The sequence below is a fragment of the Pseudomonas sp. F3-2 genome, from assembly GCF_038804275.1.
Taxonomy (GTDB): domain Bacteria; phylum Pseudomonadota; class Gammaproteobacteria; order Pseudomonadales; family Pseudomonadaceae; genus Aquipseudomonas.
Map to the genome: position 1 here is coordinate 4107154 of NZ_CP152388.1, position 15148 is coordinate 4122301.

The 15148-nt window shown below is 59.3% G+C and carries 15 protein-coding genes; all 15 read right to left on the reverse strand.

Going from position 1 to position 15148, the window contains the following annotated elements; genetic code table 11:
• Positions 1-15: 15 nt before the first annotated feature.
• The 15 genes from fliG to AAGQ88_RS18660 all read right to left on the reverse strand — a co-directional run bounded on the left by fliG (position 16) and on the right by AAGQ88_RS18660 (position 15078).
• A complete protein-coding gene (gene fliG, locus AAGQ88_RS18590) occupies positions 16-1035 on the reverse strand; it encodes a flagellar motor switch protein FliG (RefSeq protein WP_093459657.1) in 1020 nt (339 codons plus the stop codon).
• Positions 1028-2806 carry a flagellar basal-body MS-ring/collar protein FliF gene (fliF, locus tag AAGQ88_RS18595; protein ID WP_285425861.1) on the reverse strand — a complete coding sequence of 593 codons (1779 nt, stop codon included), beginning with the start codon at positions 2804-2806 and terminating at the stop codon, positions 1028-1030. The genes fliG and fliF overlap by 8 nt, the downstream gene beginning before the upstream one ends.
• A 14-nt stretch (positions 2807-2820) precedes the next feature.
• Entirely contained in the window at positions 2821-3150 is a 330-nt protein-coding gene (gene fliE, locus AAGQ88_RS18600; RefSeq protein WP_093459663.1) for a flagellar hook-basal body complex protein FliE, read from the reverse strand.
• A gap of 249 nt (positions 3151-3399) precedes the next feature.
• Positions 3400-4827, reverse strand: a complete 1428-nt coding sequence (locus AAGQ88_RS18605; RefSeq protein ID WP_285425859.1) for a sigma-54 dependent transcriptional regulator — start codon at positions 4825-4827, stop codon at positions 3400-3402.
• On the reverse strand, positions 4824-6053 hold the full coding sequence (locus AAGQ88_RS18610) for an ATP-binding protein (RefSeq protein WP_285425858.1): 1230 nt from the start codon (positions 6051-6053) through the stop codon (positions 4824-4826). Before AAGQ88_RS18610 ends, AAGQ88_RS18605 begins: the two co-directional genes overlap by 4 nt.
• A gap of 121 nt (positions 6054-6174) precedes the next feature.
• Positions 6175-7650: a transcriptional regulator FleQ gene (gene fleQ / locus AAGQ88_RS18615; protein ID WP_285425856.1), complete on the reverse strand. Its 1476-nt coding sequence runs from the start codon at positions 7648-7650 to the stop codon at positions 6175-6177.
• A gap of 170 nt (positions 7651-7820) precedes the next feature.
• Positions 7821-8117 carry a flagellar protein FliT gene (gene fliT / locus AAGQ88_RS18620; RefSeq protein WP_285425855.1) on the reverse strand — a complete coding sequence of 99 codons (297 nt, stop codon included), beginning with the start codon at positions 8115-8117 and terminating at the stop codon, positions 7821-7823.
• A gap of 10 nt (positions 8118-8127) precedes the next feature.
• Positions 8128-8523 (reverse strand): flagellar export chaperone FliS, encoded by a 396-nt coding sequence (fliS, locus tag AAGQ88_RS18625; RefSeq protein ID WP_093459678.1) that lies wholly within the window; start codon positions 8521-8523, stop codon positions 8128-8130.
• 123 nt (positions 8524-8646) lie between these two features.
• A complete protein-coding gene (fliD, locus tag AAGQ88_RS18630) occupies positions 8647-10083 on the reverse strand; it encodes a flagellar filament capping protein FliD (protein ID WP_342653209.1) in 1437 nt (478 codons plus the stop codon).
• A gap of 76 nt (positions 10084-10159) precedes the next feature.
• Positions 10160-10540, reverse strand: a complete 381-nt coding sequence (locus AAGQ88_RS18635) for a flagellar protein FlaG (RefSeq protein WP_342653210.1) — start codon at positions 10538-10540, stop codon at positions 10160-10162.
• A gap of 73 nt (positions 10541-10613) precedes the next feature.
• Positions 10614-11462 carry a flagellin domain-containing protein gene (locus AAGQ88_RS18640; protein WP_342653211.1) on the reverse strand — a complete coding sequence of 283 codons (849 nt, stop codon included), beginning with the start codon at positions 11460-11462 and terminating at the stop codon, positions 10614-10616.
• A gap of 293 nt (positions 11463-11755) precedes the next feature.
• Positions 11756-12889, reverse strand: a complete 1134-nt coding sequence (locus AAGQ88_RS18645; RefSeq protein ID WP_342653212.1) for a flagellin — start codon at positions 12887-12889, stop codon at positions 11756-11758.
• A 351-nt stretch (positions 12890-13240) separates the two neighbouring features.
• The gene (locus AAGQ88_RS18650; RefSeq protein WP_342653213.1) at positions 13241-13483 is read right to left on the reverse strand and encodes a hypothetical protein; all 243 of its coding nucleotides are present in this window, start codon (positions 13481-13483) and stop codon (positions 13241-13243) included.
• A gap of 9 nt (positions 13484-13492) precedes the next feature.
• Complete coding sequence (locus tag AAGQ88_RS18655; RefSeq protein ID WP_342653214.1) at positions 13493-13786, reverse strand: hypothetical protein; 294 nt, start codon at positions 13784-13786, stop codon at positions 13493-13495.
• On the reverse strand, positions 13783-15078 hold the full coding sequence (locus tag AAGQ88_RS18660; RefSeq protein ID WP_342653215.1) for a 6-hydroxymethylpterin diphosphokinase MptE-like protein: 1296 nt from the start codon (positions 15076-15078) through the stop codon (positions 13783-13785). The genes AAGQ88_RS18655 and AAGQ88_RS18660 overlap by 4 nt, the downstream gene beginning before the upstream one ends.
• Positions 15079-15148 lie beyond the last annotated feature (70 nt).

Here is a 15148-nt window from a genome sequence, read left to right on the forward strand (position 1 = left end):
CGACTGCACCTGTTGTTAAATCATTTCCTCGCCACCTTTGCCGCCGAGAACGATTTCCCCGGCCTCCGCCATACGACGGGCAATGGTGAGGATTTCCTTCTGGGCCGCTTCCACGTCGCTGACGCGAACCGGACCCTTGGCTTCCAGGTCGTCGCGCAACAGTTCGGCAGCACGCTTGGACATGTTCTTGAAAATCTTTTCCTTGATCGCGTCGTCCGAGCCTTTCAATGCCAGTACCAGCACATCGGAGGAGACTTCGCGCAGCAAGGCCTGAATGCCACGGTCGTCGACGTCGGACAGGTTGTTGAAGACGAACATGAGGTCTTCGATCTGTGTCGACAGGTCTTCGTCCACTTCGCGGATGGAGTCCATGAGCTGGCCTTCGATCGAGCTGTCGAGGAAGTTCATGATATCCGCGGCACGCTTGATACCACCCAATGTGGTACGCGACGTGTTGGCGTTGCCCGAGAACTGCTTCTCGAGGATCTGGTTCAATTCTTTCAGTGCCGCTGGCTGAACGGTGTTCAACGACGAGACGCGCAGGATGATGTCCAGACGCACCTTGTGGTCGAAATGGCTCAGCACTTCACCGGCCTGGTCGGCGTCCAGATATGCGACGACGATGGCCTGGATCTGCGGGTGCTCGTAGCGGATGACGTCCGCGACGGCGCGCGGTTCCATCCACTTCAGGCTGTCCAGACCACTGGTGTTGCCACCCAGCAGAATGCGGTCGATCAGGCCGTTGGCCTTGTCCTCGCCCAGTGCCTGGGTCAGCATTTTGCGAATGTAGCCGTCCGAACCGATGCCCACGCCGGTCTGATCGCCGACCACGTCGACGAACTCGCTCATCACCTGTTCCACCTGCTCGCGGTGCACATTGCGCATCTGCGCCATGGCCACACCGACGCGCTGAACCTCTTTAGGGCCCATGTGGCGCAGAACCTGGGCGGCGTCAGTCTCACCCAGGGTGAGCAGCAGGATCGCAGCCTTATCGACGCGGCTCAGTTTGACCGCAGCAGCACGACTATCACTCATCTGTGTTGATCCACTCTTTTACGACCTGAGCCACCCGAGCCGGGTCTTCAGCCACCAGGCTCTTGATTGCGTTGAGCTGCGCGTCATAACCCTCGGTCGGGCTAGGCAGCAGAATGCTTTGCGGACCGCCCAGACTCACGCGGTCGTTTGCCAGTTCGCCATCCAGACCCACCATGCCGCCCAGTTCGACGTCACCGTCGGCCATCTTGCTCTTCGGATTGGTGATGTTGTTCAGCACCGGACGCAGCACACCGAACACCAGCACCAGGATGAAGATCACACCCATGGCCTGCTTGAGAATGTCCCAGAACCAGGGTTGCGAGTAGAACGGAATATCCGGAATCACTTCGCCACGATCGGTCGAGAACGGCACGTTGATCACGCTGACGCTGTCACCGCGGCTGGCATCGAAGCCCACGGCGTCCTGCACCAGACGCGTAAAGCGCGCCAACTGGTCGGCGGTCCACGGCACCATGGTGGTTTCACCGTTGGCCGGGTTGACCTTGACCTGATCGTCGACCACCACCGCTACCGACAGGCGATTGATCTTGCCCTGCTGTTGCTTGGTGTGGCTGATGGAACGGTCCAGCTCGAAGTTCTTGGTCGACTGATTACGCTTGTCCGACGGATAAGGCGCAAGCATTGGCTGACCGGTGGCCGGGTCCATGATCTGCTGACCGTTGGCGTCCAGCAGCGGCTGACCTGGGGCGATCGGACCGGTTGCGCCAGCAGCACCGGCGGCAGCGTTCTGTGGCGCAGTGGCCGGACCAGGCGGCTGGTTGCTCAGAGCACCCGGAACGCCTTGCGGACCGCTGCTGCTGGAGCGTTGTTCGTTGACGGTCTGCTCGCTGCGCAGTGCAGGCTGATCAGGGTTGAAGCTTTCGGCGGTGGATTCGACCGCGCTGAAATCGACGTCAGCCGAGACCTCAGCCTTGTAGCGGTCATTGCCCAGTACCGGTTGCAGGATGTTCTGTACACGCTGGGTCAGCATGGTTTCCATGCGACGGGTGTAATCGAATTGCTTGCCGGCCATGGTCAGTTCGGAGTTTTCCGCCTGATCGGACAGCAGGTTGCCTTTCTGGTCGACAACCGTGACCTGAGACTTGGTCAGCTCAGGAACACTGGTCGCCACCAGATTGACGATGGCGGCAACCTGACCTGGCTCGAGCGAGCGACCGGCATACATTTCCACCAGCACCGAGGCGGTGGGTTTGCGGTCGTCACGCACGAACACCGAGCTTTTCGGAATCGCCAGGTGCACGCGAGCGGCCTTGATGTTGTTCAGGCTGGAAATGGTGCGCGCCAGTTCGCCTTCCAGACCACGGCGATAACGCGTGGCCTCCATGAACTGGCTGGTGCCCAGACCCTGATCCTTATCCAGAATCTCGAAGCCGACGTTGCCGTCGGTCTGCGCGATTCCGGCGCCGGCCAGCTTGATGCGGGCACGGGACAAGTCATCGGACTTGACCAGCAGCGCGCCGGAGTTGGGCTCGACGGTGTAGGGAATGTCGGCCTGCGCCAGCGTATCCATCACCTGCTTGGTGTCCATGCCCGACAGGCTGCCATACAGCGGCTTGTAGTCCGGCTGTTGCGACCAGAGCACGACGGCAAAACCAATCGCCACGCTGGCGGCCAGACCGACCATGAGGCCGACCTGACGCAGCATGGTCATCTCGGAAAGATTTTGCAGGAACGCCAAACCGAACATCGGCGGTTTGCTTCCTGTCGCACCTGCCTTGGCAGGTACGTTATCGGCGACGGCTTCAGCCATGACTTAAATCGTCCTCAAACCGGCATTTGCATGATGTCTTGGTACGCCTGAACCAGCTTGTTGCGTACCTGGGTCAGCGCCTGAAACGAAACGCTGGCTTTCTGCGAGGAAATCATCACGTCAGTGAGATCCACGCCGCTCTTGCCCATCTCGAAAGCAGTCGCCAACTGGTTGGAGGCCTGCTGGGTGTCGTTGACCTTGTTCACGGCCATGCCGAGCATGTCGGAAAAGCTGCTTGCACCCACTTGTTCCGGAGCCGCGATGGCTTTGGGTCTGGCCATGGCGTCCATCTGCATGGAGCGCATGTCCAACATCAAGCGATTAAATTCAACACCTTGGTTCATGGACGTCTCTCTCAAAAGGGCCGCAAATTTTTGACACGGATTCAGCGGTTACCCATGTAGTAGCAACAACGGTGCCAGACCAATAGCGGCACATTGCCACCTTCAATGAAACTATTTGGGTGTTATCAGACCGAGCATTTGAAACGGCAGGCGCGCACTCGCCCGCGATTGCGCTGTGCCAGCCAGCAAGGGGTGGCTGACATACAGCAATCGGGGGGAAGCGCGCTCCTACAGGGGGGGTTATTTCATTCAGCTGGCGAACAGATAGCCTTCGACATCCATCCCTGCATCGCGCATCTGCGCCAGCTTGTAGCGCAGGGTGCGCGGGCTGATGCCCAGGCGTTCGGCGGCTTCCTTGCGGCGGCCGCGCTCGGCGCGCAGGGTGTCGATGATCATCTGAAACTCGCGGCGACGCAGATCCTCACCCAGTGCACCCGCCTGCTCAGCGCCGCCCGCCTCTGGCGACGAATCCATGACGCTGGACGTTGTCGGCACGGCGGGCAAAACCTGAAGGACGGGGGCAGCGGTCGGGATCGACGCAAAGGTGATCGGCCCGGCCAGACAGAAGTCCTGCGCCTGGATCACCCCGCCCTGCTGCAGGATGAGCGCGCGCTGCACGGCGTTGTCCAGTTCGCGAACATTGCCCGGCCAGCTGTATCCGACCAGACACTTTTGCGCATCGGCCGACAAGCGAACCGGCGCATGTTTCATTTTATTGACGTGCTTGGCGAGCAATCGCTCAGCCAGCGGCAGAATATCGGCGGGTCGCTGACGCAACGCCTGCCACGCCAGCGGGAACACCGACAACCGGTAGAACAAGTCTTCACGGAAGCGCCCCGCCGCCACCTCGCCCGCCAGATCACGGTTGGTGGTCGCCAGCACGCGGATGTCCAGCTCGATCGGCTTGCGCGCACCGACGCGCTCCACTTCCCGCTCCTGCAGCACGCGCAGCAACTTGGCTTGCAGCCCCATCGGCATCTCGGAAATTTCGTCGAGCAGAATCGTGCCGCCGTCAGCCTGCTCGAACTTGCCCGCCTGCGCGGCAATGGCGCCGGTGAACGAGCCTTTTTCATGGCCGAACAATGTCGCTTCGAGCATGTTGTCCGGGATCGCCGCGCAGTTGATCGCGATGAATGGTTTGCCGGCACGCGGCGATTGCTGATGAATGAATCGCGCCAGAACTTCCTTGCCCGTCCCTGACTCGCCGGAGATCAGCACGGTGGAATCGCTCTTCGCCACGCGGCTGGCCAGATTGAGCAACTGCACGCTGGCAGGTTCAACGGCAATCGGACCTTCGCCGTCGGCGGGCCCGAGTCGACCCAGTGCGTGACGCGCCACCAGCGCCAGCAGCGCCTTGGGCTCGAACGGCTTGACCAGATAATCGGCGGCGCCCTGACGCATGGCTTCCACTGCACGATCGACCGCGCCGTGGGCCGTCATCAACAGCACCGGCAATTGCGGGTAGCGGCTGCGCAACTGCGCCAGCAACTGATGACCGTCCATGCCAGGCATGTTGACGTCGCTGACCACCAGACTGAATGACGCCTCGCCTGCGGCCAGCAGCGCTTCTTCGGCCGAGCCGACAGCGTGGTAATCGTGACCGGCCAGCTCGAGCGTTTCGCCCAGGGCTTCGCGCAGGGAATGATCGTCCTCGACCAGCAATACCTTGATCGTCATGAATAATTACCCGTCGCGCCGGTGCCCGGAACCAGCGGCAAGGAAACGATGGCACAGGTACCGCGCCCCGGACGCGAACGGAATTGCACCTGTCCCTGGTGAGCGCGAGCAACCGCCGTGACCACTGCCAGTCCCAGACCGGTCCCCGTGGTTTTGGTGGTGAAGAAAGGCTCGCCGATACGCGCCAGCGCCGCAGGCTCGATGCCGCTGCCGCTGTCACTGATGCACACCCGCAGCATGTTGCCGCGGTTGTACGCATGAATCTTGACGCGCGCCTGACCGGCACTCGCCTGCACCGCATTTTCGATAAGGTTGAGCAGCGCGCCGACCAGCGTGTCGCGATTGCAGAGCAGTTCGCCGTGGGGACTGTTGCACTGCCAGCGCACGGCGACATCGCGCACATGCGTCTGTGCAGCGGATTCCAGCGCAGACACCAGCGCCGACGGACTGACACGGTCGGTCAGCGGCAGCTCGCCGCGGGCGAACACCAGCATGTCGCGCACTTGATGCTCAAGCTCATGCAGCCGCTCCTTGAGCCGTCCGGCGAAACGTTGCTGGGTCTCGACATTCAGCGCCTGCTCGGTCAGGTGGCTGGCGTAGATCATGGCCGCCGACAACGGCGTGCGGATTTGATGAGCAAGCGAGGCGACCATGCGCCCCAGCGACGACAACCGTTCATGACGCGCCAGCTGGCTCTGCAAATGACGGGTTTCAGTCAGGTCGTTGAGCAGCACCAGTTGCCCGGGCTCGGCGTCCAGCGAACGCGTCGCGATCGACAGCCGACGACCGTCCTTGAGGGAAATTTCGTGACCGTCGTCTTCGCGCGGAGCGAAGCAGCGAGCGATGACATGACGCCAGAGCATGCCCACCAAAGGCTCTCCGAGCAGGTCGCATGCTGCCGGATTGGCTTCACGGACCCTGCCGGTGCCGTCGATGACGATGACCCCGCCCGGCAGCAGATCCAGCAGGTTCTGCAGACGGTTGGCCAGACGTTCCTTCTCCGCCAGCTCCTGCATGCGCTGAGCACTGACCACCGCCAGCTCACCCTTGAGCTCGGTGACGCGCGCTTCCAGCAAGCTGTACGAGTCAGTCAGTTGCGTCGACATCTGATTGAACAACGCGAAAGCATGTTCGAGCCCTTGTCGACTTTCCACTTCCAAGGACGGCTGCACTTGCGAACCCGCCGGTAATACAGGTTCGGAAGACATCTGAGCGGCCTGAGGCATAGTTGATCTCTCGTGTGGCGAACCGTCAGTAAACGGTGTGATGCGAGAGACTTAGCAATCCTCATGCCGAAAAAAAACCGCTGAAAAATCAGCGGTTTGTTTTTGGCGCGTCAAACGAGTGTCAGTCGTCGCCCTGATCATCGCCTTCACGGCGACTCATTCCGTACTTGCGCATCTTCTCCACCAACGTGGTACGGCGAATGCGCAGACGCTCGGCAGCGCGTGCCACAATGCCGTTTGCATCGTCCAGCGCCTGCTGAATCAGGCCCTGTTCCAGGCCACCGAGGTAATCTTTCAGGTCAAGACCTTCCGGCGGCAGCATGGCGCTATTGGCGAAGTTGGGCGTATGACCGTTGATGGCCACGCGCTCTTCGAGATCACTGCGCAGGCTGTCGACCAACTGCTCGTCTTCGTCGTCGACGTAGCGGAATTTCTTCGGCAGCTCGGCCACGCCGATCACGCCATACGGATGCATGATCGCCATGCGCTCGACGAGGTTGGCCAGCTCCCGCACGTTGCCCGGCCAGCCGTGACGGCACAGCGACATGATTGCGGCGGAATTGAAGCGAATCGAACCGCGCTTCTCGTGCTCCATGCGCGAGATCAGTTCATTCATCAGCAGCGGAATGTCTTCCACGCGCTCGCGCAGCGGCGCCATTTCGATCGGGAATACGTTCAGACGGTAGTAAAGGTCTTCGCGGAAACCACCGGTCTCGATCATGTCTTCGAGGTTTTTGTGGGTGGCTGCAATGATGCGCACATCGACGCTCTGCGTCTTGTTGCTGCCCACGCGCTCGAAGGTGCGTTCCTGCAAAACGCGCAGCAGTTTGACCTGCATCGGCAGCGGCATGTCACCGATTTCATCGAGGAACAGCGTACCGCCGTTGGCGAGTTCGAAACGTCCCGCTCGGCTGGTGATGGCACCGGTGAAGGCGCCCTTCTCGTGACCGAACAGTTCGCTCTCGAGCAACTCGGCGGGAATGGCGCCGCAGTTGACCGGCACGAAAGGCGCGTCGCGGCGCTTGGAGTGATAGTGCAGGTTACGCGCGACCACTTCCTTGCCGGTGCCCGATTCGCCGAGGATCAACACACTGGCGTCGGTGTCGGCCACTTGCTGCATCATCTGGCGGACATGCTGGATGGCGCGGCTGGTGCCGACCAGACTGCGGAAGAGATTGGGTTCGCGCTGACGGCCGCGCTCGCGGGCCTGGTCGTACATCTCGCGATAGACCTGGGCGCGGTGCAGGGAATCCAGCAGCTTGCTGTAGCTGGGCGGCATCTCGACGGTGGACAACACCCGTCGGCGCAGGTCTTCGGCGAGCTCGGCAGAAGAATTTTCGCCCATCAGCAGAACCGGAAGGAACTCATCCCATGCGGCTATGGTCTTAAGCAGCCCTTGGAGACTGCCTGGCGTATTGACGGTGCCGACCAGCACACAGAGGACTTCCCGAGTGGATGCCAGAGAGCCCACGACTTGCTGCCAGTCAGTGCTGGAGCAGGAGAGGTTCTCATCGCCGAGAAAATTCAGAATCACCGCCATGTCACGGCGGCGCTGGCTATCGTCATCGATCAGCAGAATTTTGATTTCACGCCACATGCAATAGCAACTTCCCTAGTCAACTCGATGCCCATTCAGGGGCAAGCTTGGCTTATGTATGGTCCGCAGAGACGCCACAGAAACCAGAAATTAGTGAACATCACTAGTTAAGTCAAAAAACCGTACACAGTCAATTTTATGGCGCACAAATTTTTTAGATCAACCAAGCGTCAACCAAACAGATGGTAAACCTTTGCAGCGCTTTTCGCTCGCTGGATCTGCGACATTTCATCGACAATTGCCTGACGTTCGCCCACGGCGATATCAATCATCTGCCGATACACCCCTAGCAGCTCCTCCAGATTGCTGCGCAACTGCGGCTCATCGTCGCTCCCCTGACTGATCACTTCATCGACACAGGCACGGCAGGCCATATCGAGTTGGCCGATTGCCTCCCAATCGCGCTGAGCGAGAGCATCGACCAAGGCCTCACGGGTTTCTTCGATTCGCTTGAGTGCAGCACTCATGGTGATCTCCTTACAGCGCGGGTTGCTGTTCGCCGATCGCATCCCAACCTTCTTTGACGGTCGTCAGCAATTCGCTGACCTCGTCGAGGATGCGTGGATCGGACTTGATGTTGGCCTGGGCCAGACGCTTCATCATGTACACGTACAGATTGTCGACGTGAGCCAGTTCTTCTGCCTGCTTTTCCATATCCAGCCCTTCGCGCAGGCCACCGATGATCTCGATCGCCTTGCCGATGAGGACGCCCTTGGCCGGCACATCCTTGCGACCGATGGCGCCTTTGGCCTGGGCAATGCGATCCAGGCCGGCTTCCATCAGCATTTGTACCAGCCGATGCGGGGTCGCCACGGCGGTCTGGGCTTGTGAGTTGACCTTCTGATACTGCCGAAGGGCTGCCATACGGTTCATGTTCTTACCTCGCACAACTCGAAGTTTTCTATATTCAGGGTATCGACACGGCCCGAAAAAACTTTAAGGCCAGATGCCAAAAACCCGGCACTAGGGCCGGGTCCGGGTTTTCACTCCGCTCTGTCAGCTCTTCTGAGCGTTGAGCGTGTCGAAGAACGACGTGATGCTGTTGGCCGACGCCTTCAACTGACCAACCAGCAAGTCCATGGCGTTGTACTTAGCGGTCAGGGTCGCGGTCAGGGTCGTGACCCGCAGATCCAAGGCAGTCTGTTGATCCTGGAGATTGGACTGCTGCTTGTTGAGGCTGGTCTTGCGCGTATCGAAAATACCGCCGGTCTGGGTGTAGGGCGTGACGGCCGCGTTCATCCGCGCGAGCAGTCCGTTTTTGCCGTCGCCGGTGCCGCTGAACAACTGCTGCACGTCACCGGCCATGCCGTTGGTCATGGCGGTATCGAACTTTTTGCTGTCCAGGGTCAGCTTGCCGTCGCTCTGGCCGGTGGTGATACCCAGCTGCGAGAGCACCGTGACGTTACCACTTGCGCCAGAGGTTACCAGCTCATCACGCAGCGCAGCGAGAATCGAACGCGGCATCGAATCGCCAGTCAGTGCCGCCGGGGTCACGGTTGCACCGGTGGTCGGGTCCGGGGTGTCGCTGATCGTCGCCTTGGTCACCGCACTGACCGCACTCACCACCGCGTTGTATGAATCGACAAATGCCTGGAGGGATGCCTTTAACCCATCGGTGTTGGTGCTGACCGTGACGGTGGTGGTGGAATTGTTGCTGCCAGGCAGCAGCGTCATCGACACACCGCCCAAGGCCTTGTCGATGGTATTGCTCTTGCTGGTCACCGCCAGGCCGTTGATGGTCAGCGAGGCACTGACTGGCGGGTTGCCGATGTAGCCTGCCGAGGCCTTGTCGGTCGGGTCCAGCACAGCGGTGCCATCCATCCGCAGAGCGGTGATGCTGCTGGTGGTCTTGATTTCAGTGCCCGCACCGGTAATGGTCGAACCCAGCACCAGCCGCGATCCGTTGTCATCGGTGATGATGTTGGCACTGATAGCAGTGGTCTTAGTGTCGGCGTTGATCTGTTTGACCACCGACGCCAGCGTTGCGCCTGCAGGAATGGTGTAGGTCTTGGAATTGCCATTTTGACTGATGGTCAGGGAACCAGTCGGAATGGCACTCGTCGATCCGCCGGAGAACGCAGCGCTGGCAACGCTGGAACTGGTAGCGATGTTATTGACCTTGACCGCGTACGTACCCGGCACCGCGGTGTTGTCGGAGGTGACGGTCATTTTGGTGGTGTCGGAAGACGTCGCTGCATAACCGGCGAATTGCAGCGTGCTGGTGGTGCCAACAGGCGGCTTGATCAGCGTCTGGAATGCCGACAACGCCGATTGCAGCGTACCGATGCCGGACAACTGCGTGGTGACCAGTTTGGTCTGGGTGGTGATCTGCGTCTGCTTCGCCAATTTGTCGGAGTTGACTAGGGCACTGACGATATCGCCAATAGCCAGGCCGGACCCGAGGCCGGTTGAAGGGGTAATTGGACTAGCCATGTAAGTCTCCTTTCAGTTTGAGTCGGTCTTTTGACTGTTCACAGCTCAAAATAACCGCGTTCACGTTTCATGCCATTTAAACTTTTGCGTCAAACAACAGGCTGTGTGCGTTCTGCAGACTGTCGGCAATTTTCAGGGCCTCGGCGGACGGCAACTGGCGTACGACCTCACCCGTTTCACTGGCAATCACCTTCACGACGACTTTTCCCGACGCCTCATCGATAGAGAATTCAAGATTACGTCGCACCGACTGAACGAATTTTTCGATTTCCTGCACGGCGGTTTTCAACGCCTGCGAGTTATCTCCGGATCCTGAGTCTTTACTCGACGCCGTATCCGCCTTGCTGGCCGAAGCCGGAACAGTCACGACTTGAGGGACGGCAGCCGGCTTTTCCGCGGCTACAGGCACCGGTTGCACAGCAGCGTAAGACAAGTTCAGCTTTGCGCTAATATCCATGTCCACTCACCTCTCAAAGTAAAAAAGCGGGAGAGTACGCAAGCACACTCCCCCGCCAAAACTCATTCCGATATTACTGAAGCAGTTTCAGTACAGCGGAAGGCAGTTGGTTAGCCTGGGCCAGAACAGCAGTGGAAGCTTGTTGCAGAGTTTGCTGTTTGGTCAGGTTAGCGGTCTCAGCTGCGAAGTCGGTGTCCTGAATACGGCCCAGTGCAGCGGTGGCGTTTTCGTTGACGTTCTGCAGGTTGGAGATGGTGCTGCTCAGACGGTTTTGCGAAGCACCCAGGTTTGCACGGGTGGCGTTGATCGATGCAAGAGCAGCGTCAATTGCGGTGATCGCTTTGTCGATGTTGCCCGAAGCAGTGGCGCTGGTGCCCGAGATCGAGATCGAACCGCTGGCTACCGACAGCGAAGCGGCGTCGAACTTGGAGCTTAGTACCAGATCGATGCGGTTGGCCGAACCTACGTCCGAACCAACTTGCAGGGCCATGGTGCCAGCCGAACCGTCCAGCAGGTTTTTGCCGTTGAGGTTGGTCGACTTCGAGATACGAGTCAGTTCGTCCGACATCTGAGCGAATTCAGCGTTCAGGGCGGTACGGTCAGCAGAACCGTTGGTGTCGTTTCGTGACTGTACAGCCAGTTCACGCATACGCTGCAGAATGTTGGTGGACTCTTGCAGAGCGCCTTCAGCGGTCTGAGCCATCGAGATACCGTCGTTGGCGTTCTTGATTGCTACAGTCTGACCACGGATTTGCGAAGTTTCGCGGGTAGCGATCTGCAGACCAGCGGCGTCGTCTTTGGCGCTGTTGATTTTCAGGCCGGAAGACAGACGGGTCATCGAGGTTGCCAGAGCATCGGAGGACTTGCCCAGGTTCTTCTGAACAGCCAGGGAGGCAACGTTAGTGTTTACGCTTAAAGACATGATGAATTCCTCGTTGGTTGGGTGCTGCGGCTTTCCGGCCCTGGCAACCGCCGGGTGTGGCCTAGAGAACCTTCGTAATGTTTATCGTCGTGGTTGCAAGGAGCTTGAGGCCTTTTTGAAAATTTTTTGCCACCAGAGCGCCACCCCTGCTTTTGACGGGGGTTACACAACGTTTCGGCCCGACCTGCCCAAGCTTTAATCCAGACGCCAAGCCCTTTATTTCCAACGAGTTTTGCCAGGACGCGCCGATGGACGCGCCCCTTTCATGCATGACTCCTATTAGCGCCGAGGCATTACTGCAGCAGCTTAAGCACCGCCGCCGGCAGCTGATTGGCCTGTGCCAGGATGGCGGTCGAGGCTTGTTGGAGGGTTTGTTGTTTGGTCAGCTCGGCGGTTTCAGCTGCGAAGTCAACGTCCTCGATCTGCCCGCGGGAGGCCTCGGCGTTTTTCGTCATGTTTTGCAGGTTCTGAATCGCACTGGTCATACGATTCTGATTTGCACCCAAATCAGCGCGGGCAGCATTGATCTGACTGATCGCTTTATCGATGGACTGGATGGTGTACTCGATATTCTCGATGCGCGCCGCTTTGTTAAGGCTAACGTCCGTTGCCTGAGCGTCAGCCACGGTTTTTTCGGCATCAAATACTGCTTTTTTGGCAGTGTTCAGCGCGTCAAAATCAGCCTGGACCGGCGCCGCAATAGCCGCGAAAGTCGTTTCAGCCGTCACCAGGTCTGCCTTCGCAGTTGTCACCGCATCGGTCATCACCTGCGTCACGGAATTGCTATCGGTGTTTCTCGCACCGGTCCCATCGATTGACAGGGGGGTGTATTGGCCTTTGACGATTGCTTTGGAGCCACTGGTAGTAGCACTTGCTGCCACCGCTGGCCGATCCTCTCGGGCCGCAAAAATCGTCTCGCTGGAGAAGTCATCACTCAGCGAAAGACTGATTTTTTCCGTGGCACCAACATTCGCACCCACTTGAAAACTTAGCTCTCCCGCGCTGCCGTCGAGCAGATTCAATTCTGCCCCGAACGTTGTACCCTTGGCCGTTCGAGACACCTCAGCCGACAATTTTTGAAACTCGAGATTCAGAGCATCTCGCTCTTTCGGTCCTTTATCTCCGTTCGTTGCTTGCAGGGCTATATCGCGCATGCGCTGCAAATTATTCATGGTCTGGTCGAGCGCACCTTCAGCCGATTGAATAATAGAAATGGCAGCGCCTGCATTTCGCATTGCAGCGGTCATTCCGCGAACCTGAGTGGTGAGTCTAGATGCAAGCTGCATCCCCGCAGCATCATCCTTGGCGCTATTGATCCGCAACCCCGAAGACAATCGAGTCATTGCGGTACTCAATGAATCCGAAGAGCGGTTCAAGTTGCGTTGGACAGACAGCGACGCGATATTGGTATTTACGGTTAAAGCCATTTTGGATTCCCTCGTTGATAGAAACGGCAGGCTTTCAGCAAAGCGGGGAAGTCCATTTCTCCCGGAAAACCTACAACTTCTTTATCGACGAGCTCTCATCAGGCTTTAAATAAAACCGGACAGTGAAAGTGTGCCATCACGACAAATGCCGGATAAATAACCGGCTAACTACATGAACGACGGCGAAAATATTTATTTAATGAAAAAAGGCGGCGACAGGGCCTTTAACATTAAACCTATAAAACTCAGCGTAGGAATATTCTTTGATTAAGAATTGCGTGGCGCCAATACTGGTTGTGATGATCAAGCCGCCAACCGGTTTGAAAGATATATTAAAGCCGGAAGAAGTCCTTAATGAATCCGCCGCTTCGCAGGCTTCTGGACCAGTTCCCGGCCTTCGGCACATACGATGCAGCCGGGGGCCACGTCGCGGTTGATGACGCTGACGCCTTGGGCGGCTTCGTCCCGGTACTGATCAATCACCGCGCGCACCTGCAGATCACGCCCGTCCGGCAGCAGATTGCTGATTTGCCGCGAGGTGTAATCCAGCAGCCCTTCGCGACCCAGCACGGGAATGTCGAGTTGTTTACGCATGCAATGTCCTCATTGGAAGGGCGCGCCAGGCGCTGGCGCCGAAGGGTCCGGACCTACGAGCGCCACCCACTCATATTCCAGCCAGTCCGCGACGCCGATCCAGTCTTGCCGTTCCTGGCAGGCAAGTATCGCGCTCAACACCTGCGCCCACGCCTGCTGCGCCGGTAAAGGGCGCTGGACGATCAGGGGCATGGCGGCCTCGATGAGCTCGACCGTCTTGAGCGCCGCCTCGATGTCGCGGCCCAAGCGGAACAGCAACGCGCAGTGCTGGGCATCGCTGACGATGCGGGCTTCGGAAATCATGGCGCGGTCCAGTCCGGGTCGAATTCAGTGCCGACGATCAGTGCGCCGTCACGGCTGGTGTTGAAAAAACGAACCTCGGGGTGCTGAACGATATAGCGCTCGAGCTCGATCAGGTAGCTGCGAAAGTTGAGCTGGGTCCTGACCTTCTCGCCGCGCCCGTCGCGCACCCAGTGCCGGGATATCCCGACCTGCGGGCCGAGGTCGCCATCGTCCCAGCCGGTGTGGGTTTTGTCACCGGGGAAAGCAAAGTCCGCCCCGAACAAGGTGATCTGCGCGGCGCCCATCTTCACGGCCAGATCGATGGCCGGATGGATCACGCTCCCGGCCACGAACAGCTGCGCGCGCGGCACCTGCTGCCGAATCTCCGCGTACAGCGGGCTGCTCGAATATCCGACGTAACGCGGTCCTTGCCAACCGGCGAGCAGTTCGGCGTCGATTCTCGGCAGATACACCAGAGTCATGAGGGCCGAATCATCGGGCGGCAGGTGTCGCGAAGTGATGTTGTGATCGATGCTGACCACCACGTCCGGGACGATACCTTGCCTGCGCAGCGGGACCAGCGCGGTGTCCACGCAGATCAGCAGCGGCCGCTCCGGCAACTGACTCAGCGCTCGCAGGCGCGGCAAGTGCTGCTGCAGGCTGGGGCCCGTCGCAATGACGAACGCGTCCCGACCGGGTTGCGTGCCGAACAGACCCGCGACGTCCGGGTCGGACTCCAGCAGTTTCCTGCCCCGCTCCAGCAGTCGCCGGTTTTCGGGATGACGGGGATCGAAAGGCTGATTGTTGAAGCCGACATGCACCTCGCTCACCAGCCGGTCGCGGATGCGCGCATTGGCGTCGTCGCTGAGTACCAGCTCGGCAGGCAGTGCGAAGAAAGGCAGCCGGATTTCAGGATGGTCAGCCGCGTAATGCAGGCTGATGCGCGGGTCGTCGAGCCAGTCGTCCTGCTCCAGCGACTGCAGCACCAGCATGAACAAGGCGCCGTTGAGGATGTGGACGTGCACCTGATCGGCGGCTGTGGAGGCCAGCAACACACGCTGCAAATCCCCAAGACCAGTGCCGTAGACATGCAACTGCTGGCAGTCTGCCGGCAGGCTTGCCGCCTGTTGCTGCGCTTCCTTGATGCGGTCGTGTCGGCTGGTGAGCTGGATGCCGCCAACACTCAGGGTCGGACTGGGCCCCTCGAGCAGTTCGACGGAGAGCGTCAGGCTCTCTTCGGCGAGCAGACGCTGCATGACATGCGGCCAACGCTGCATCAGGACAGCACAGTTGCGCTGGAAAATGTCGCTCATCAAAGGCGTCCATTCAATGATCGGGCATGACACGAAACGGCGACCTGCCGGTCAGGTCGCCGCTCGGGAT